General features: G+C 40.2%; 21 protein-coding genes. 4 read left to right on the forward strand and 17 right to left on the reverse strand.

What is annotated here, in order from left to right:
* Positions 1-104 precede the first annotated feature (104 nt).
* The 6 genes from E6139_RS00375 to E6139_RS00400 all read right to left on the reverse strand — a co-directional run bounded on the left by E6139_RS00375 (position 105) and on the right by E6139_RS00400 (position 5,404).
* Entirely contained in the window at positions 105-704 is a 600-nt protein-coding gene (locus E6139_RS00375; protein WP_316401056.1) for a response regulator transcription factor, read from the reverse strand.
* Complete coding sequence (locus tag E6139_RS00380; RefSeq protein ID WP_316401057.1) at positions 697-1,809, reverse strand: sensor histidine kinase; 1,113 nt, start codon at positions 1,807-1,809, stop codon at positions 697-699. The genes E6139_RS00375 and E6139_RS00380 overlap by 8 nt, the downstream gene beginning before the upstream one ends.
* A gap of 53 nt (positions 1,810-1,862) precedes the next feature.
* Entirely contained in the window at positions 1,863-2,621 is a 759-nt protein-coding gene (locus tag E6139_RS00385) for an ABC transporter permease (RefSeq protein ID WP_316401058.1), read from the reverse strand.
* Between the two features lie 14 nt (positions 2,622-2,635).
* Entirely contained in the window at positions 2,636-3,295 is a 660-nt protein-coding gene (locus E6139_RS00390) for an ABC transporter ATP-binding protein (RefSeq protein ID WP_316401059.1), read from the reverse strand.
* Positions 3,296-3,907: 612 nt separating this feature from the next.
* A complete protein-coding gene (locus E6139_RS00395) occupies positions 3,908-4,108 on the reverse strand; it encodes a cold-shock protein (protein WP_010745638.1) in 201 nt (66 codons plus the stop codon).
* A gap of 192 nt (positions 4,109-4,300) precedes the next feature.
* Positions 4,301-5,404 carry a hypothetical protein gene (locus tag E6139_RS00400; protein ID WP_316401060.1) on the reverse strand — a complete coding sequence of 368 codons (1,104 nt, stop codon included), beginning with the start codon at positions 5,402-5,404 and terminating at the stop codon, positions 4,301-4,303.
* Between the two features lie 529 nt (positions 5,405-5,933).
* Between E6139_RS00400 and E6139_RS00405 the strand changes: the two genes are divergently transcribed.
* The gene (locus tag E6139_RS00405) at positions 5,934-6,473 is read left to right on the forward strand and encodes an SHOCT domain-containing protein (protein WP_316401061.1); all 540 of its coding nucleotides are present in this window, start codon (positions 5,934-5,936) and stop codon (positions 6,471-6,473) included.
* Between the two features lie 38 nt (positions 6,474-6,511).
* Here E6139_RS00405 and E6139_RS00410 read toward each other — a convergent pair whose 3' ends face one another.
* The 11 genes from E6139_RS00410 to dnaX all read right to left on the reverse strand — a co-directional run bounded on the left by E6139_RS00410 (position 6,512) and on the right by dnaX (position 15,165).
* The gene (locus tag E6139_RS00410; RefSeq protein WP_316401062.1) at positions 6,512-6,856 is read right to left on the reverse strand and encodes a P-II family nitrogen regulator; all 345 of its coding nucleotides are present in this window, start codon (positions 6,854-6,856) and stop codon (positions 6,512-6,514) included.
* Between the two features lie 24 nt (positions 6,857-6,880).
* The gene (locus tag E6139_RS00415) at positions 6,881-8,095 is read right to left on the reverse strand and encodes an ammonium transporter (protein WP_316401063.1); all 1,215 of its coding nucleotides are present in this window, start codon (positions 8,093-8,095) and stop codon (positions 6,881-6,883) included.
* 151 nt (positions 8,096-8,246) lie between these two features.
* On the reverse strand, positions 8,247-9,101 hold the full coding sequence (gene rsmI / locus E6139_RS00420) for a 16S rRNA (cytidine(1402)-2'-O)-methyltransferase (protein WP_316401064.1): 855 nt from the start codon (positions 9,099-9,101) through the stop codon (positions 8,247-8,249).
* An 83-nt stretch (positions 9,102-9,184) separates the two neighbouring features.
* Positions 9,185-9,532 carry a DNA replication initiation control protein YabA gene (locus tag E6139_RS00425; RefSeq protein ID WP_316401295.1) on the reverse strand — a complete coding sequence of 116 codons (348 nt, stop codon included), beginning with the start codon at positions 9,530-9,532 and terminating at the stop codon, positions 9,185-9,187.
* Positions 9,532-10,344 (reverse strand): stage 0 sporulation family protein, encoded by an 813-nt coding sequence (locus E6139_RS00430; RefSeq protein ID WP_316401065.1) that lies wholly within the window; start codon positions 10,342-10,344, stop codon positions 9,532-9,534. The genes E6139_RS00425 and E6139_RS00430 overlap by 1 nt, the downstream gene beginning before the upstream one ends.
* Positions 10,345-10,370: 26 nt before the next feature.
* Complete coding sequence (holB, locus tag E6139_RS00435) at positions 10,371-11,309, reverse strand: DNA polymerase III subunit delta' (RefSeq protein ID WP_316401066.1); 939 nt, start codon at positions 11,307-11,309, stop codon at positions 10,371-10,373.
* A gap of 1 nt (position 11,310) precedes the next feature.
* The gene (locus E6139_RS00440) at positions 11,311-11,640 is read right to left on the reverse strand and encodes a cyclic-di-AMP receptor (RefSeq protein ID WP_010740793.1); all 330 of its coding nucleotides are present in this window, start codon (positions 11,638-11,640) and stop codon (positions 11,311-11,313) included.
* Between the two features lie 12 nt (positions 11,641-11,652).
* Positions 11,653-12,297: a dTMP kinase gene (gene tmk, locus E6139_RS00445; RefSeq protein WP_316401067.1), complete on the reverse strand. Its 645-nt coding sequence runs from the start codon at positions 12,295-12,297 to the stop codon at positions 11,653-11,655.
* Positions 12,298-12,358: 61 nt separating this feature from the next.
* Positions 12,359-12,955 carry a recombination mediator RecR gene (gene recR, locus E6139_RS00450; RefSeq protein WP_207106848.1) on the reverse strand — a complete coding sequence of 199 codons (597 nt, stop codon included), beginning with the start codon at positions 12,953-12,955 and terminating at the stop codon, positions 12,359-12,361.
* Between the two features lie 28 nt (positions 12,956-12,983).
* The gene (locus E6139_RS00455; protein WP_316401068.1) at positions 12,984-13,298 is read right to left on the reverse strand and encodes a YbaB/EbfC family nucleoid-associated protein; all 315 of its coding nucleotides are present in this window, start codon (positions 13,296-13,298) and stop codon (positions 12,984-12,986) included.
* 121 nt (positions 13,299-13,419) lie between these two features.
* On the reverse strand, positions 13,420-15,165 hold the full coding sequence (gene dnaX, locus E6139_RS00460; RefSeq protein WP_316401069.1) for a DNA polymerase III subunit gamma/tau: 1,746 nt from the start codon (positions 15,163-15,165) through the stop codon (positions 13,420-13,422).
* Positions 15,166-15,347: 182 nt separating this feature from the next.
* On the opposite strand from dnaX, the gene E6139_RS00465 reads away from it, so the two are divergent.
* Genes E6139_RS00465 through E6139_RS00475 form a run of 3 tightly spaced genes read left to right on the forward strand, consistent with a single transcriptional unit; the run spans position 15,348 to position 18,477 of the window.
* Positions 15,348-16,583, forward strand: coding sequence for an SPFH domain-containing protein (locus tag E6139_RS00465; protein WP_316401070.1), 1,236 nt, complete (start codon positions 15,348-15,350; stop codon positions 16,581-16,583).
* 29 nt (positions 16,584-16,612) lie between these two features.
* Entirely contained in the window at positions 16,613-17,683 is a 1,071-nt protein-coding gene (locus E6139_RS00470; RefSeq protein WP_316401071.1) for a TFIIB-type zinc ribbon-containing protein, read from the forward strand.
* Positions 17,680-18,477 carry a TPM domain-containing protein gene (locus E6139_RS00475; protein WP_316401072.1) on the forward strand — a complete coding sequence of 266 codons (798 nt, stop codon included), beginning with the start codon at positions 17,680-17,682 and terminating at the stop codon, positions 18,475-18,477. The genes E6139_RS00470 and E6139_RS00475 overlap by 4 nt, the downstream gene beginning before the upstream one ends.
* Positions 18,478-18,503: the final 26 nt, after the last annotated feature.

Consider the following 18,503-nt stretch of genomic DNA (forward strand, 5'->3'; position numbering starts at 1 on the left):
CTTCAATTAGGTAGTCCAAAACATTACTCAAGCAACAGCCATTTTTTCGTAGCTATAAAGTAAAAGCCTGAAAGATCCATCTATGTGATCTTCCAGACTCTTATTTATACCCAACCTTTTTCTTTAGCCTTCGCAGCAGCTTCGACCCGATTTTTAGCCCCTAGTTTGCTAATAATCTCAGAAATATAATTACGAACCGTTCCATCTGTTAAGTAAAGTTGGTTAGAAATATCCATGGACGTAGCTCCTAAAGCAATCAATGTCAGAATTTCTTGCTCTTTTGGGGTCAAGGGATTTCTTTGATTGTTCATGTAACCTGTAATTAAGGAAGGTTCATAATAAACCTTGCCCTTCATTGTCGAGTGAATATGTTCAATCAACTCTTCGCTAGGAGTATCCTTCAATAAATAAGCAGATACTTTAGCATCCACTGCTTTTTCAAAATAACCATCCCGAGCGAAAGTAGTTAGGATGATCACCTTAATTGTACTTTCTTTCAATTCCTCAGCCAGTTCCAGACCAGTTTTGTGAGGCATTTCAATATCCGTTAATAAGATATCTGGTTGCAGTTGTTTCAACATTGATGTCGCTTCTACCCCATCTTTGGCTGTTCCAACAACTTCCAAGTTATCCTCCAAATTCAAGATCGTCGCCAACACTGATGACAAAAGTCCTTGATCTTCGGCAATAAGTATCCTAATCATGCAAAGCCTCCTTCAAAGGAACCGAAATACGAATGGATGTTCCTTGATCATCCTGTATTAAAATTGTCCCTTGTATATTCTCAATTCGTTCGATCATTCCGGTAACTCCATTTCCAGCGATCATTTCCTTTGCACCAATCCCATTGTCCTCAATCGAAAGCTTAAACCAACCAGCGTCAATCGTAAAGATGATTTTACAAAAGGTCGCTTTACTATGGCGGATAATATTGGTTACCGCTTCTCGCAGAACATTACTGATTTCGTTTTGCTGATTAGCAGACAGATCGTTAGCTATCTCCTCGTTTTCGGTAATCAAAACAATTTTAGCCGTTGTTAATGCTTGATTTATTTCAATTAGCTCTTCCCTTACGGAACGCTTTCGTATATCTGAAACAATTTCACGAACAGTTTTTAAGGTAGAACGAGAAAGTTGTTCTATTTCCTGTAACTCTCCAGTAACCATCTGTGGATCTTTTAATAAAACTTTTTGTGCCAAATCAAGCTTGAGAGTCATTACAGACAATGATTGCCCTAAAGAATCATGTAATTCTCTTGCTATACGAATACATTCCTCTCCTTTAATCACAGCTTCCATCCGTTGATTCGCCTGATACAATTGTTTTCGCTGCTCCATCGATTTCTGAAACTCCCTGCCCGGCAATGGAGCAATGATAGTAAACAACCCAAAAAGACTTGATATAACCAACTGATCGCTTACAAAAGAGGATTTTTCAAATGACCTCAAAAACAAGCTCACGACAATAAGAAGTGATTGACCAAAAAATAATAACCAAAAGGTTGTTTTTTTTATTTTAGGAAAACCAAAGCCCAGCTGCCATGCAGGAAACATAAATAGATAGATATATCCTAGATTCAAAGCATAAAAAATAGCAATCAAATATTGACCCATTAACCAGTAGATAAAATACCTTCCTTGAAAAAGAGTATTCCTATAAAACCAGCTAAACAGCACTATTAGCATACCCAAAAATTGTTTTTCAAAGGTGTCGAATGGAATCAAGGATATAATAGGGATTAGTAGAAAAAGCATCCAGATAATTGAGCTAAGTATCTCACCCTTAGGAAATAAGCAGAATTTATGCATATTTATTCCTTTCTGTGTTACTCACAATGTTAATTTCGATGATAACATAGTAATTAGACTTTTTTTCGACTAAATAAGAAGTTGGCAATTAAGAGGAAACTAATAATATACACTAGATTACCAATTAATAATTGATTCGTCGCTAATTGCGTTAACTTTTCTATTCTGTTATTCGATAACTGATTGCTCAGATTCAACATGTTTAATGGATTCCAACGCAACCAACTGAATTGATCCAACACCATAAATTGTATTCCTGCTAGCATTGAAGAGATGAAATAAGCCGCAATTCCTAATATGCTTGCCAGTGATTCATTCGGCACCGCTAAAGAAATCATTAATGACAAACTAGCAAATAACCACATTCCAATAAAATTTCCAAGTAAATTAGTAACTAAGACGCGGAGCACTTCTGTTTGATTCAATGAAACTTCTGGAAATAAAATCATACTTATACAGATGGTAGCTGTCATCGCTACTACATTTAAATACAAGGAGTATCCTATTAAGGTAACTAGTTTACTAAAGAAAATTATTCGGCGTTGTTGGTTCTTTTTTAGCAAGTTTTTAATTGTACCCAGCCGGAATTCCATAGAAAAAGTTTGACTAGCAAGATACACCATAAAGAAAACAATCAACCAACTACTATTAAAACAAGTCACCACTAAACTATCTGCCGATAGCACATCCAAGTTACCAAATTTAGTTACCATGGCAAAAAGTAATATCAACCCGCTCAAAATCAATGATTGTTTCAAAATAAGCTCTTGCTTCATTAGTTTGAAAAATTCTTGTCCGACTGCGATTTTCATTTTTATCATTCTCCTTAGGCTAATTTAGCTAATAAATCATTTTCGAAATTTTCTAATCGCTCAGGGTGTTCTATGTTTTCCACCACTCTACCTGCTTTTAACAGAAGGACACGATCCACTAATTGCTCCAACTCGCTAAGTATATGGCTAGAAATTAGAAAGGTAGTTCCGCTTTTTCTGTAAGTTATAATTGCTTCTTTCAGCAACTTGACTGAATATGGATCCAAACCATTCATCGGCTCATCTAAAATGACAACCTGCGGACGATTCAATAGAGCCAGCGCAATCCCTAAACGCTGCTTCATTCCTAACGAATACTCTTTAGTTTTTTTCCCGATGAACTCATTCATGTCTAATAGTGAAATTAAGTAATCAATCTCAGTCGTTTTCCGATCTTCAACAAACAGTTGCAGATGATCCAAGCCAGATAAAAAAGGATATAGCCCAGGCTGCTCAATCAAAGCTTCGATCGCAATGTCTCTTGTTTTCATTATTCCACCTTTACTTATAGGAATAAAACCAACCATAACTTTCATTAACGTTGTCTTTCCAGCACCGTTGGGACCAACTAAACCAACTATCTCTCCTTGTTCTAAATAACAATCGACTGCTTCTAGTACGTGCTTTCGTTTAAAACTAATACTCACATTTTTTACATCAACTAGTTTATTCACTTAACTAACTCCCTCTTTCTTCATTTATTAACCAATTTTATCGAAGCATTGATTAGCATTTAAGAGGAATTCGTCATGATTACTCATGACATTTGTCATAAGAAAGCTTTTCAAAACTCACTACACATTGAAGCATCGGTTGAGTTTTATTTCATGTTAACACGGTGACTATAGCAAACATCAATAGGATAAAAAAATGTTAAAAAGCCTAGTTTCATCAGATTTTGAACTCTCAATTTTATATTTATTTTCATTAAAAAAAGTAATCAAAACAACCTGTGTGAATGCCCTGTCATTAACTTAAGCACATTGACAAAGTACAAGTCTGTTACAGGATTAATACACGACTAAATAGGAACTACTTGATTAACTATTTCATTTAGACTTAATTGATCACTTTGATAGCCTTTAGCTAATTGGCTCTTGATATAGTCCTTATCTATCCTCCTTTGGCTGAATATGATTGGTGGGATATCCTCTTTCATCTCAGCGTCTAGGGCAATTTTTTACCCTTATTTGGAAGTTTTCCTGAACCACAGGTTGATCCTGAGGTTTTCAAAACATAAAAAAAAGCCAGATGCTTTCGCATCCGGCATAAAAGTCTACTATTAATTAAGCTTTGTTAACGTTTGTAGCTTGAGGTCCACGTTGGCCTTCTTCAACGTCGAAAGTCACTGCTTGACCTTCTTCTAAAGTTTTGAAGCCGTCGCCTTGGATAGCTGAGAAATGTACGAATACGTCATTTCCGTTTTCAGCAGTGATAAATCCGTAGCCTTTTTCTGAGTTGAACCATTTTACTGTACCTTGTTCCATGTTAAACATCCTCCTAGGATAAAAATTAATTTTGTAATTACTTGAATGGTGAAATAGGAAAGATGTTGTCTGAAACAAACTTGCCAATATTACCGTACAAAAACTACAATTAGAAGTATAACATAGATAAAGCGATAACACTAGGTTATCGCTTAAAAAAATTTTTCTTAATGTATTTGAAATATTTGCTCACTAATACCGCAGAATCGCCAATAAGCTTTTTTCATCTGGTGCATCTTTTTGGTCTAGAACAAAGACCTGTCCACCATTTTTGATAACATTGTCGGTAATTTCATTTAGTACTTGACGACGATCATACTCAATATCAGGGTCTTCTCCGTAGCCATCAACAAGGTTTGATGTTGCGATAAATAAATGAGAAATTTTCCCTTCTATTGCTGCCGGTACAATATCTACCAATTGATCGATAAATTTTCGATTGATCAACTTTTGATTGGTTTGTGTTTCTACCTCAGCTAGCTGATCCGCTATTTTTTGTGTTTCTTTTTTTATATCATTGATTGTTACTTGAGCAGGAGATCCGCTGATCGCTGCTTTATCCGAATAAAAAGGATTCTTAGCAATCTTTTTGAATTGTGATTGATTTTCTGGCAAAGCAAAAAGATAGATAGGCAACTGTTCTGGATTATCCAGTTCCTTCAGAAAGTTGTCAACCGCTTGATAATAATTTACCCAGTCAATTTCGACTTCTTCATCCTTAGTGCTGACACCATGAACACTGCCAACATCTCCGCCCCTGGATGAGGCGCTTAGATTTCCACCCGTTAGTTCATCACCTAAGGCTGTCACGATATCTTTCGGTGCGCCTTCTGGAAGCTCGATCGCCTCTACTTCTTTGTTGCGAACAAGGTAAAGTTTCATAGAGTCTCTATTTAAGGCCATTAAATAGTATGAATAGTTGAATTGCGCGTTTTTGATGATTGCCAATAGATATGGGAGATCACTGACATAATATTGATCGTCCACTGCGATACTTAAACGATGAATATATGTTTCATCTTCGGTCAAGATTACCGCAACACTTTTGGTTCCGCTGCGCCAAAAATCTCCATCTGCTAATAATTGATCGATTTTTTCTTGGAATGGTTCAAAGCTGTGATCAGTGTACTTCTTTTCAAAGCGCCGTTTCGCTTCTTTAGCAAAGTTTTTAAACATGATTTGATCTTTTTCAACGTCTTGATGCGCATGGTGAGTATTCAACATAAACGTGATAAACGGACCGGTTGCCTCTTCTGAAGTCAATTCAGTTAGTAACTTTTTACTGATATTTGCCATAAATGTACCCTCCTAATTAAATCTTCCAACCCAAGTGTACCATAGCAATCAATATCCTAAAAATGAAATGCAACCCTTTCATTGTGAAATAAACAGAAAAATTTTACTGTAATTTGCATAAGTCTTTTCTAATACATTTCTTAGCGATTAACAAACAGCTATTCATGATTTCATTTACTGAATGCTTTATCATGAATTCATACCAATTATCCCGAATTGGTTTTTCATACTTACTCCTACCAAGAGTAAATAACAACCTTCATTTCCACCATAGTGACGGCTATGGTGGTTTTTTTGTCAGTTCTACTACCTGCTTTAGCAGGTGTAGTAGAATGATATGCGTGACGACAATCCAATTCATTTTTCACGTTTTCCGAAAAATGATTTCCTTATACGGAGTTAGCTGTCAGTCCATGTCCACTCAGACCACCAGACTCACAGACACCTTCGAAAAAGCTCGCTCAAAAATAAATTTGTTTGCGTTTCCAAGTTTTGCTACACTGAAACTAACACATCAAAGGGGTGGATCATGAAAACTGCTGAGGAAATGTATCAATTCTGTCAAGAAGTCGGATTCTTCTCAGGGTCAGACCGCCAATGGGGCGAAAGGCTTTTTTCGGTACTTGAAAATCATCTAGGACCTGATGAAGAAGTCTTGATTTGTTTTATCGGTCTGCATAATCGGACATCTGCTACAAAAAATGACGGCTTTTATGCTTACGCGTTGACGAACCACCGTTTTATCATGGGGCAAAAGAGAATCATCGGTGATGCGTTCAAGGTTATTCCATTGGCAAATCTGCAGGGACTTCGTTTGACCAAAGAAACCAGTTTAGATATATTGGAGGTCACCTCTTTAGAAGGAATGATTAAAATTGTTCTAACAGAAGATGAGGCACCAAAGATATTAGCCAGCTTAAACGAAAATATTCAACCTGCTAATCAAGAGAAAGCATCCGAGAACCAACTAAGCAAAGCCGAACAACTTTTGAAGATGAAAGATTTACTGGATCAAGGAATCCTGACAGAAGCGGAATTTGCAAAAATAAAAGACGACATTCTAAAATAAAAAAATCCTGCCTAAGAAAATTCTCAGGCAGGATTCTTTTATTGAATCGCCGCTTTACCAAATTCACGGGTACGAATACGAATTGCTTCTTCAATCGGATAAACAAATATTTTTCCTGTTCCACATTCCTCCGACTGACAAGTTTCTAAAATCAAATCAATCACTCGCTCCACATCTTCATCAGCTAAAATAAAACTGACTGATACTTTCGGCAGCAGAGTTGTGATAATCTCTTGCCCTCTAACATGGGTCTTCTGACCTTTTTGCAAACCACAACCAAGTACTTGGCTGACGGTCATTCCATTAACTTCAATCTCTTTGTCGATTGCTTCCTTAATTGCCTCTAATTTTTCCTGTCTAATGATCGCTTCAACTTTTTTCATCGCGTCCTCCTCATACTGATATTCTTATGAATCCATTCCCATAAATGTTGGATATGCATTTTCATCATGCTCAATCTGATCAAGTCCTAATGCTTCTTCCTGTTGTGATACTCGAATTGGCATGAAGACTCTGATAAATGAAATAATCAAGTAACTAGCTACACCAGCAAATACCAATGTGAATAGTACACTTTCTACTTGCGCGATAAATAAGTGTGTTTCACCATAAATCAGACCAGTTCTTCCTCCAATTGAAGGATCCGCGAAAATTCCTGTTACGATTCCGCCGAAAATCCCGCCGACTCCATGACAACCAAAGGCATCTAACGCATCATCAAATCCAAGCTTTTGTTTAATAACTGAAATAAAGAAGTAGCAGAAAGGACTTACTAGCGCACCAATCAGAAGGCTTGACCAAATCGATACAAAGCCTGCTCCAGGAGTAATTGCCACCAAACCTACGACGGCACCAGTACAAGCACCCACAACAGTTGGCTTGCCATTTAGAATTTTCTCAATCAGCATCCAAGATAACATAGCACAAGCTGCAGCTGTGTTCGTAGTGATCATCGCATGAATTGCCAATCCATCTGCTGCCAAAGCAGAACCCCCATTGAAACCAAACCAGCCAAACCATAAAAGACCTGTTCCTAATACTACGAATGGAACATTATGTGGCCGATAATCACCAAGATGATACTCACGACGGCGACCTAATACGATTGCTAAGACTAAACCTGAAATTCCAGAGCTGATATGCACGACATTTCCGCCGGCAAAATCGATCGAACCAATCTTATCAAGGAAACCGCCGCCCCAAACCATATGAGCCATTGGCGCATAGACTACGATCAACCAAATCGCGATAAATAGGAAAATCGCTGAGAATCTCATTCGTCCGGCAACTGATCCTGTTAAAATTGCCGTTGTGATCAAAGCAAACATCATTTGGAAGAAGGCAAATAGTCCTTCTGGGATTCCATCACCCTTCGTCATGGAAACGCCGTTGAAAAATGCTTTATCTAAGTTTCCGATAAAATCTCCGCCGCCGCTGAATGATAGTGAATACCCAATCACTACCCAAATCAGGGAAGCTAACCCCATCACACAGATTACCATCATCATTGTGTTCAGAATATTTTTTCTCCGTTCCAATCCGCCATAGAAAAACGCCAATGCGGGGGTCATGAGAAAAACCAAACCTGAACAAATCAAAATAAATGCAATATTTGCTGCCATCAAACCACTCCATTTCTCTTTATGTTAAGTATTCTAACATCAAACTCAAATAAAAAAAGTGTTTTTACTCATTTTTTTCATTTTATTCTAATTTTATGACTTTTTATGTCAGAAAACTTCACATAAAAAGAGTAGGAACAAATTCCTACTCTTACAATTCGTGATATTCTTTATATACATCCTGCTTCTTCAATCCATGTCGTTTGGCAACTGTTTTAATCGCCTCTTTAGCAGGTTGCCCCTCTTCCACTAATGCATCCACTTGCTCTTTCAGCGTTCCTTCAAATATTTCCTCTTCTACTGGCTCCGTCGTACCGGAAACCAGCAGACAGCATTCCCCTTTTAAAGAGTGCTCCGACAAATATTCGATCAACTCTGCCGCTGTTCCTCGCAGATATTCCTCATAAAGTTTGGTCAACTCACGACAGATCACAACGTTTCGGTCACCTAAAACTTCAGAGATATTTTTCAACGTCTCTTTAACCCGATGAGGAGACTCATAGAAGATCAAGGTCGCCGTCTGATTTTTTAAATCAGCTAATTCTTTTTTTTGCGTACTCTTCTTTCGTTGCAGGAAGCCGTAAAAATGAAATGGCTGCGGCATTAATCCAGAAGCAATCAACGCGGTCATGCCGGCAGTTGCTCCAGGCAAAGCGACGACAGGAATATCTTCTTCTATACAAGCAACAACTAATTCATGACCCGGATCGCTGATCGATGGCATCCCAGCGTCACTGACCTGGGCAATGGATCGGCCGTTCTTTAGAAAATCCAACAATTCTGGAATACGTTCGTTATAGTTGTGTTCATGCAAACTTTTTTGCGGTACTTTCACTTCGAAGTGGTTCAACAACTTTTGAGTATTGCGCGTATCCTCACTAGCGATTAAATCGACCGTCTGCAATGTCTTGACCCCGCGAAAAGTCATGTCCTCTAAATTACCGATTGGTGTTGGGACTAGATAAAGTGTTCCCACTTCCTGCGCGAAACTTTTTTGGATCTTCATGCTCGCTCTTCCTTCCATTTAAAAAGGCTTGCGACAGAATTATTGTCACAGGCCTCATTTACTCAGACTTCATATTCTTCTGATTATTTCTGCTTGCTTTCACGATAAATAACATCTAGACAAAATGCACAGGGCTCATCCGCTTCACGTCTTGATCCATAAAGCAGGTTGCAGACATGAAAGCCGTCCTCATAGATTTTCTCTAGATTCAAGCGGGATTCCGATAGTTCTTGGCGTTCATCCAAGACCGGCGATTTCTTCTCATCAATCTCACGAATCCGCTCCCGTAAGCGTTCATTTTCCATCTCTAATGTGGCATTTTTTTCTATAAGCTCTAACAGATTTTCTTTCATGGAAACTAAGTCCTCAAGATTCTTCTGCATGTCTAGCTCTAGTTGATTCAAGCCGTCGTATAATGAGCGTCGATCCATCATGACAAGTCACCTGCTTCAACTAATTCTTGGTAATCAAAATCAATCGTTGCATCGCGACCGAATAAGCGGACCTTCACCACTTTGCTTAGCAGATTCAAGCCGATCACTTTCCCACGTCCCTCTGGCGTATTGATCTCTTTCCCATAATCAGGCATTTCTTTCTTTGCTGCTTCATACTCGCCGTTTTCGTATTTCAAACAGCACATCAATCGACCGCACAGACCAGAAATCTTTGTTGGGTTCAACGACAATCCTTGATCCTTAGCCATCTTAATCGAAACCGGGATAAAATCACCTAAAAATGTCGAACAACATAACGGTCGACCACAGGGGCCGATTCCACCAAGGATCTTGGCTTCATCACGCACTCCGATTTGCCGTAGCTCGATGCGCGTCCGGAAAACGCCAGCTAAATCCTTGACCAGTTCACGAAAATCAATTCGTCCATCCGCTGTGAAATAAAAGATCATCTTACTGCGATCATAGGTATATTCAACTTGGATCAGCTTCATCTCTAACTCATGTGCACGAATCTTTTCTTTAGCCGTCTTGAAAGCCGCTTCTGCATCGGCCTCGTTTTGAGCTACTTTTTTTAATTCTTTGTCTGACGCTTTATGTAAAATCGTTTTTAAGTCATCGGACAAATCCTTTTTATCAATCTCTATTTTTGGAATTGCCACTGTCGCAATCTGGTGCGCCTGCTGCGACTCGACCAAGACTTTATCATTATAAAAATATTCGTTTTTGCCCGGGGCATAATAATAGATATGTCCTGCTTCGCGAAAACGAACACCCACAACTTCAACCATGGTTTTCCCTACTCTCTTAAATAACGTTAAGCAAATACGATGCGCAACGTTATTTGTTCTGCGATATTTTGAAATGATACGTTTGCTTCTAGTTTCTGACTAGCGGATAAAACTTCCTCCAGCAGGTAATTGTACGTGTTTAGGTCTGCTTGGTTTTGCTTCATCACTTGATCACGTTTCTCTTTGACAAAATATGCCAACATTTCGAAGGCAAATTGCTGCTGCGTTTTGTCTTTAAATGTCTTGACCAATTTTTTCTGAACATAGATAAACGCTTGCGGATCATTTTTTTCGAGATAATTAAACCATTGAATAACAACATCTCTAGCTTCATTAAACCATTCATCTTTTGAGATTTCAACAGCTTTTGTATAACTATTTGTTAAATTCGCTAAGAGTTTCGCAGTTTTTGCAGGGATTTGTTCCGCTTCTAAACGAGACTGCAAGCGTTCTGTGGACAACGCTTGGAAGTGAATGATCTGACAACGAGAGCGGATTGTCGGTAAAATTTTTCCTAATGATTGAGTTTCCAAAATAATCATAAAGTTGGCTGGCGGTTCTTCTAAAAACTTCAGCAAACTATTTGCCGAATTTGTATTCATTTTCTCCGCTTGATGAATGATCACGACTTTTTTTGCAGACTCAAAGCCGCTCTTAGTCAATTCACTTTGCAGGGCCCGGATTTGGTCGACTTTGATGGATTGACCATCTGGCTCAATCTCAACGACATCGGGATGATCTTTGCTGGTTATCCGCAGACAATTATTACATTTTTCGCAAGGCATGGCATCCTGTAGATTCAAACAGAAGAGATGCTTCGTAAACCACAGAGCTAACTCTGCTTTGCCGGTTCCCTGGTCGCCTTCAAAAAGATAAGCATGGGCCAAACGCCCATGCTCAAAACTGTTTTGTAATTGGCGAAAAACGATTGGTTGGATTGTCTGGAGTTTTTTCGCTTCTTCCATATTAATACTGATGGAAGCCTTCGACTGGCAACACAAAGACTGTCGCTCCGCCGACTTCAACTTCAACAGGATAAGGGACTTGACCGTCTAACGAAATGTCTAAAGTAACTGGCGTTGTGACATATTGCGTACGTGCTTGGCAGGTCTCTTTGATCAAAGCCAACGCATCTTCCACTCGTTCATCTTCAATACCAATGATAAAAGTACTGTTGCCAGCTTTTAGAAAGCCGCCAGTGGAAGATAGCTTAGTGGCCCGAATATTGGCATCGATAAATTCATTGGCTAAACGATTTGAGTCTTTGTCTTGGACGATCGCTAAAATAAGTTTCATAGTTTACACCTCTCATGATTGAAAATAGTCTGGATAACGTGTCAACAACTCGTAAAAACAATCTCTCACGACTTCGTCTAAACGCTTCCGAGCGTCGATTTTTACGATCCGATCTGGATTTTCTTCTGCTAATTTTAGATAAGCGTGTCGGACCCTCTGATGAAATTGTAACCCTTCTGAGTCCAAACGGTCAATTTGATTGGTTCGATTCTTCATGATTCGTTGTAAGCCGGTGTCGGAATCTACATCCAGATACAATGTAACATCTGGTGTTGTGCCTTCGATCGCAAACTCATTGATCTTGGCAACCTCTTCTATGCCGATGCCTCGTCCAGCTCCTTGATAGGCTAACGAGCTGTCAACAAAGCGGTCGCACAAAACGATTTTATCTTCATCAAGTGCTGGCCAGACCTTTTCCACCAGATGCTGCCGACGCGCTGCCGCATAGAGCATCGCCTCAGTTCGATCATCCATTCGGTCATTACTAGGGTCAAGGATGACGTGACGAATTTTTTCTGCGATCGGGATGCCTCCGGGTTCTCTTGTCTTGACGATGGATCTTTTCGCCGTTAATTGTAGTTTAGGATAGAGTTCATTCAGGACGCTGGTTTTCCCAGCCCCATCAGGCCCTTCAATCGTAATAAATAATCCGTTCACGTTCTTGTCCCCCAAAATTAATTATGATCTATCTGTATCTTTTTTAAAACGCCGTGCATGCTTATAATTCACGACGTCCTTCCACAGCTTTTAGCAAAGTAATCTCATCAGCGTATTCAATGTCGCTCCCGACTGACAAGCCATGAGCTAGGCGAGTAACTTTGATTCCAGCTGGCTTAATGAGACGCGATAAATACATCGCAGTCGCTTCGCCTTCAGTGGTGGCGTTAGTTGCAATAATGACTTCCTTGATTTCATCATCATGGAGACGTTTGATCAAAGGCGCGATATTGATATCCTCTGGCCCTGTCCCCTCCATCGGTGATAACACTCCATGAAGAACATGATAAAGTCCGTGATATTCACGAACCTTTTCCATCGACATTACATCTTTAGGTTCTTCCACCACGAGAATCGTGCTGCGGTCACGAGTCGTATCAGAACAAATCTCACAAGGATCTTCCTCCGTGATATTCCCACAAACACTGCAAAAACGCAAATCTCTTTTGACACTGATCAATGAGCGTGCAAATTCATTGACTGACTCGTCTTTCATATCGATCGTAAAAAAAGCTAGGCGAGTAGCGGTTTTTTGACCGATCCCCGGCAGCTTCATATAACTTTCAATCAACTTCGCAATTGGTTCTGGATATTGCATGGTGTCCTTCCTCTCTGAACAAAGTCGCTTACATTCCAGGAAGTCCCTTTGTATATTTGCCCATTGTTTGATCTGTTTCCTTCGTGATCTTCGTGATTGCATCATTAACTGCCAAGACGATCATGTCTTGCAGCATTTCTGGATCTTCAGGGTCGATCAACTCTGGATTAATCGTCATTGCTTTCATATTTTTGTCACCAGTAAATGTTACTGTTACTAAATCATTGGTTGAGCTGCCAGTGAATTCTTTTGCGTTTAATTCATCTTGAGCCTTCACCATTTCTTTTTGCATCTTTTGCATTTGTTTCATCATGCCTTGCATGTTTCCCATTCCGCGCATCATTTTATCTGCTCGCTCCTTATTTATATTAATGAATTAATTTTTCCAAAAAATTAGTTTGATTTTCATGCCGTCTACCATTTTACTAACTTGCTAAAGCAAGAAGAAAAACTGGCATCTCTCATTAATCATCTTTAATTGTCACAAGATCGCCAAACAAACTTTTAGCCTGTTCAACAACTTCATTGGTTTCTTCGGGTATCAGACTAATCTCATCAGCCGTGTCATTTTCTTCAGCCGCTACTGGACGGTCATGATGTTGACTGACAAAAGCTTGGCGCAAACGCGGCCAACTTTCACGAGTGATGAAGACAAAGTCGGGTGTATAATCCTTGATCATCATACTTAAACTGTTCTGCATATTCAAGCGTAACTCATCGTTGCCATCTGCCCGTTGGCACACAATCTCATAATCAAAAGCAATCAGCAGTAAGCCCGGTCCTGCCGCCATCGGTTCGCTGGCCTTCAACATCGCCCGCTGGGTAACTGGTAATGCCATCAGTAAATCTTCCCAAACATTCTTCACATTGACTAAGTGATCTTTCGTCGCTTCACTCAATACTTGATAGACACGTTCAGTCGGCACACGATAACTGCTGGCAGTCTTCTTCGGTGCTGCTCTGCGTTCTTCTTTTTCTACTGTTGGGTTGGCTTTTAACTGCTGCATTTCATTCTGTAGCTGCTGAAGCTGCGTTTTTAGAGCTGTCAATTCTGATTGATCGACTGATTGTCCCGTTGCTGGTGCTGTTGAATTTACCGGCTGAGCCACTGGCGCTGAATCGATCGCTGTTGTTGGTGTAGCCAACTTCACTGTTGCTACTTCTAAATAGACATTCGCATGATTGGTAAAGCGAATCTCGTTTTGTGTCTCGCTTAATATTTTGATCATGCTATACAGTCGTTCAGAAGCAGTCGACTCTGCTAATTGTTTGAAGGGATCTGTTAAATACGCAGCACGATTTTCCAACAGCTTTGGTGCCTGCTGATAAATCAGCAGATCACGACAGTAAAGTAGCAAATCTTCTGTTAAGCGGCGTGCTTCTTTCCCCTCCGCTAAAATACTTTCCAAAACTTCTAAAGCGCCACTGACATCTTGCCGCAGACAAGACCCGATAAAGCTGTCCATCATCTCAGTAGTTAAGCTGCCTGTCACAGCCAATGCATCTTCTAACGTTATTTTTTCATTACTGAAAGAAATCGCTTGGTCTAAAATACTTAGCGCATCACGCATCCCACCTTCAGCTGCTCGTGCGATTACAGACAACGCTTGTTCTTCGTAAGGCTGATTGCTCTGCTCAAGAATATAAGCCATTCGTCCAATGATTGCTTGGACATCGATCCGTTTAAAATCAAATCGTTGTGTTCGTGAAATGATTGTTGCCGGAATCTTATGGGGCTCTGTCGTTGCTAAGACGAAAATCACATGTTCTTTAGGTTCTTCTAATGTTTTCAACAATGCGTTAAAGGCCCCAGTAGAAAGCATATGAACTTCATCAATGATATATACTTTATACTTTGCCGTAGTTGGTGCGTAATTCGCACGGTCACGGATAAAGCGAATCTCTTCTACCCCATTGTTGCTGGCCGCATCGATTTCGATCACATCTTCTTGTCGTCCCTCAGTGATCGAACGACACATCTCACACTCGTTACATGGTTCCCCATCAACACTATTAGGACAATTGATGGCCTTGGCAAAAATTTTCGCCGCACTGGTCTTCCCTGTTCCGCGGGGACCGGTAAATAGATAGGCGTGGGAAGTTTTCTGTTGTTGGATCGCATTTTTCAGCGTTTTCGTGATTGCTTCTTGTCCGACTAAATCATCGAACCGCTGCGACCGCCAAACGCGGTAAAGTGCTTGATACGCCATAATTCTCCTCTTTTCCTTCAAAATCACTGCTTTCTATTATACGTGATTTCGTGTAAAAAAACTATAGAAACCGATTGTCAGAAGTAATTGTTTAGTGTCTTTTAATCTGTGGAAGTTCATCCTTTCTATTTCGAAAAAACCCTGTGGTATAATAGAAAAAACGTTTTTATGGAGGGATATTCATGGGACTATTTAAAGCAGCAACTAGCAGTATAGGCGGAGGTCTGGCCGATCAATGGCTTGAAATTATCGAACCAGCCAACATGGGACAAACAACAGTTATGACAAAAGGCATTGCCGTTCGAAAAGATGACAAACGCGGCAGCAACAAAAAAGGTACCAGTGATGTGATTACAGATGGCTCTGTGATTCATGTTTATCCAAATATGATGATGCTCTTAGTAGATGGTGGCAAAATCATCGATTACACGGCCGAAGAAGGCTACTATACAGTGGAAAATAATTCTGCTCCGTCTATGTTCAATGGTTCATTAAAAGATGCTGTTGCAGAAACCTTCAGTCGTTTCAAATTTGGCGGGGTAACACCACAAAAACAACAAGTATTTTACATTAATTTACAGGAAATCAAAGGAATCAAGTTTGGTACCAGTACACCGTTGAACTATTTTGACAATTTTTACAATGCGGAACTATTCTTACGGGCACACGGAACGTACTCAATCAAAGTAACAGACCCGATTTTATTTTTCGCTAACGCTATTCCACGAAATATGAACCAAGTCGACATCAGCGATATTAACGAGCAATACTTGCAGGAATTCCTGACTGGTTTACAAGCGTCAATTAATCAAATGTCTGCTGATGGTCAACGTATCTCTTATGTGCCATCAAAAAGTTTGGAGCTAAGCAAATATTTATCTAACGCACTCGATGAAAGCTGGAAAGAGCTCCGCGGCATGGAGATCGTATCGGTGGCTGTTGCCAGCATCTCTTATACTGATGACTCGACAAAATTGATTAATATGCGAAATGAAGGCGCAATGCTAGGCGATCCAAATGTCCGAGAAGGTTACGTGCAAGGTTCAGTTGCTCGCGGCATGGAGGCTGCTGGAAAAAACGATGCCGGTGCTGCTACTGGATTCTTCGGCATGGGCATGGGAATGAACGCTGGCGGAGACTTTTTAAATCAAGCTTCGCAAAGTAATAATCAGCAAATCAAACAAAATCAACAGTCGCAGCAAAAGCCTGCTGGCGATCAATGGACCTGTCCAAAATGCGGTCAGGAAAACACTGGAAAATTCTGCAGCAATTGCGGTGAAGCAAAACCTGCTCCGGCAACGGCAGCAAAAATCCAAATGAAGTGCAGTGAATGCGGTGAAGTGGTTGACTTGAGCAATGGTGTGCCAAAATTCTGCCCACATTGCGGCAAACCCTTTAAAGGAATTCCGTTAGACTAAATTATTATTAACCTTAGGAGGACCTGCAAATGGCAGATGTATTGACGCATCATTGTCCCAACTGCGGCGGTCCCTTGACTTTCAATCCTAGTGATCAAAAATTTCACTGTGACTATTGCTTAAGCATTTTTACAGTGGAAGACATCGAAAAATTTGAAGCCAAAGAAGCAGCTCCAACCGCGGACGGACAAGCAGAAACTGCCAATGCTGAGGAAACAAGCACGGGTGATGTCGATCTCTTTCTCTGTCCCAGCTGTGGCGCTCAAATCGCCACTGATCACACTACCGCCGCAACCTATTGCTACTTTTGTCATAATCCCGTCGTATTATCAGGACGTTTAACGGGAGAGTTTTTACCGAATAAAGTTTTACCATTCAAAATTGATCGTGAAAAAGCGGTCGCAGATTTTTTAGCCTGGACACAAAAGAAACGTTTTATCCCAAAGGATTTTTTCAACAAGGATCAAATCGAAAAAATGACCGGTGTCTATTTTCCTTATTGGGTAGTTGATGCGGAGACAGCCGGCAATTTGACTGGTAAAGGTACTTCGTTACGGGTCTGGATCGTCGGAGAGATAGAATACACTGAAACGAAAGTCTATCAAGTTTATCGTAAAGGAAAAGCAAAAATTAGACATCTTACGAAGAACGCCTTGAAGAAAAATTTGCAGCAAAAAATGGTAGAGGGTGTTCAGCCTTTCCCGATTGATCAAGCAGTCGATTTTCACACAGAGTACCTGTCCGGGTTCCAGGCGGAAAAGCGAGATATCGAGATTAAGGACCTGGCTGAGCAAATCGATCATGAACTATCTGAATATACGGAAGATCTGCTACGAGATACAGTTTCGGGCTATACAACCTTCACACGCAGCAATCAGTCAGTCGATGTTGAAAAGCAAGATAATCACTATATGCTGCTGCCAGTCTGGCTCGTGACTTATCAGGATGCTTCAGACAAAACCTATTACTATGCCATGAACGGTCAAACCGGCAAGGTCAGCGGTATCCTGCCGATCAGCAATAAACGTTTAGGCTTATTCTCAGGTGGTATCTTCGCGGCAATCATGATACTCGCAATGATCGTGGGGTATCTCATATGAAAAAAATGCTATTATTCATCGGTTTCTTGGCACTCTTCAGTCCGATAAGGGTTTTGGCTGCTTCCGATACAGTAGATGATCAAGCCAACCTGCTTACGCCAGAAGAACGAACAGAGTTGTCCAATCAAGCCGATGCCATCAACAAAAAGATCAAAGGTGAAGTCTTTATCTTGACCACTAATACAAATACAGAAGAACCACGAGACTTCGCAGATATGCAATTAATGGACCGTGTAGGCAAAAATAATAATGGCGCTCTTCTCTTGCTAGATATGAATCAACGAGAAATTTATCTATCAACTTCGGGGAATATGATTGATTACATTAATAATAAGCGGAGAGATAAACTTTTAGATGATGTTGAAGCAGCAATGAGAGACGGCGATTATTATCAAGCTAGCGCGAATTATTTGTTCAATGCGAAAGATTTCGTTGATGCTGGGGTACCAGGTGGTTCTTATCGAGTGGATGAGAAAACTGGCAAAATCACGCGTTACAAGTCCATCAGACCGTTTGAGTTTATCATTGGTTTGGTCGTTGCAGCAGTGGCGGCTATTGCCTTCTTCGTTTCTGTACGATTGCGATATCAATTAAAAACTGGAACCTACCGTTATCCTTATCGCCAAAACGCTCAATTAGATTTGACGGAAAGACAAGACCAGTTAGTCAATTCTTTCGTTACGACCCGACGTATTCCAAAGCCTTCCAACAACAATGGTGGCGGTGGCGGTGGCGGAAGCTCAACACATTCCACAGGTGGCGGGACCTTTGGCGGTGGTGGACGCAGTTTTTAAGTAAATAAAATAAAAATCGTTATCAT

Source organism: Enterococcus sp., from assembly GCF_032555305.1.
In the GTDB taxonomy this organism is placed as follows: Bacteria; Bacillota; Bacilli; order Lactobacillales; family Enterococcaceae; genus Enterococcus_A.

Excerpts from the sequence above, each read along its gene's own strand:
- E6139_RS00385 (WP_316401058.1), bottom strand. The coding sequence starts at position 2,621 with ATGAAAATCGCAGTCGGACAAGAATTTTTCAAACTAATGAAGCAAGAG.
- E6139_RS00455 (WP_316401068.1), bottom strand. The coding sequence starts at position 13,298 with ATGATGCGCGGAATGGGAAACATGCAAGGCATGATGAAACAAATGCAA.
- E6139_RS00375 (WP_316401056.1), bottom strand. The coding sequence starts at position 704 with ATGATTAGGATACTTATTGCCGAAGATCAAGGACTTTTGTCATCAGTG.
- E6139_RS00430 (WP_316401065.1), bottom strand. The coding sequence starts at position 10,344 with ATGGTTGAAGTTGTGGGTGTTCGTTTTCGCGAAGCAGGACATATCTAT.
- E6139_RS00465 (WP_316401070.1), top strand. The coding sequence starts at position 15,348 with ATGGGACTATTTAAAGCAGCAACTAGCAGTATAGGCGGAGGTCTGGCC.
- E6139_RS00415 (WP_316401063.1), bottom strand. The coding sequence starts at position 8,095 with ATGGCAGCAAATATTGCATTTATTTTGATTTGTTCAGGTTTGGTTTTT.
- E6139_RS00410 (WP_316401062.1), bottom strand. The coding sequence starts at position 6,856 with ATGAAAAAAGTTGAAGCGATCATTAGACAGGAAAAATTAGAGGCAATT.
- E6139_RS00470 (WP_316401071.1), top strand. The coding sequence starts at position 16,613 with ATGGCAGATGTATTGACGCATCATTGTCCCAACTGCGGCGGTCCCTTG.
- dnaX (WP_316401069.1), bottom strand. The coding sequence starts at position 15,165 with ATGGCGTATCAAGCACTTTACCGCGTTTGGCGGTCGCAGCGGTTCGAT.
- holB (WP_316401066.1), bottom strand. The coding sequence starts at position 11,309 with ATGGAAGAAGCGAAAAAACTCCAGACAATCCAACCAATCGTTTTTCGC.
- E6139_RS00400 (WP_316401060.1), bottom strand. The coding sequence starts at position 5,404 with ATGGCAAATATCAGTAAAAAGTTACTAACTGAATTGACTTCAGAAGAG.
- E6139_RS00395 (WP_010745638.1), bottom strand. The coding sequence starts at position 4,108 with ATGGAACAAGGTACAGTAAAATGGTTCAACTCAGAAAAAGGCTACGGA.
- E6139_RS00405 (WP_316401061.1), top strand. The coding sequence starts at position 5,934 with ATGAAAACTGCTGAGGAAATGTATCAATTCTGTCAAGAAGTCGGATTC.
- rsmI (WP_316401064.1), bottom strand. The coding sequence starts at position 9,101 with ATGAAGATCCAAAAAAGTTTCGCGCAGGAAGTGGGAACACTTTATCTA.
- E6139_RS00380 (WP_316401057.1), bottom strand. The coding sequence starts at position 1,809 with ATGCATAAATTCTGCTTATTTCCTAAGGGTGAGATACTTAGCTCAATT.
- E6139_RS00425 (WP_316401295.1), bottom strand. The coding sequence starts at position 9,532 with ATGGATCGACGCTCATTATACGACGGCTTGAATCAACTAGAGCTAGAC.
- E6139_RS00475 (WP_316401072.1), top strand. The coding sequence starts at position 17,680 with ATGAAAAAAATGCTATTATTCATCGGTTTCTTGGCACTCTTCAGTCCG.
- recR (WP_207106848.1), bottom strand. The coding sequence starts at position 12,955 with ATGCAATATCCAGAACCAATTGCGAAGTTGATTGAAAGTTATATGAAG.
- E6139_RS00440 (WP_010740793.1), bottom strand. The coding sequence starts at position 11,640 with ATGAAACTTATTTTAGCGATCGTCCAAGACAAAGACTCAAATCGTTTA.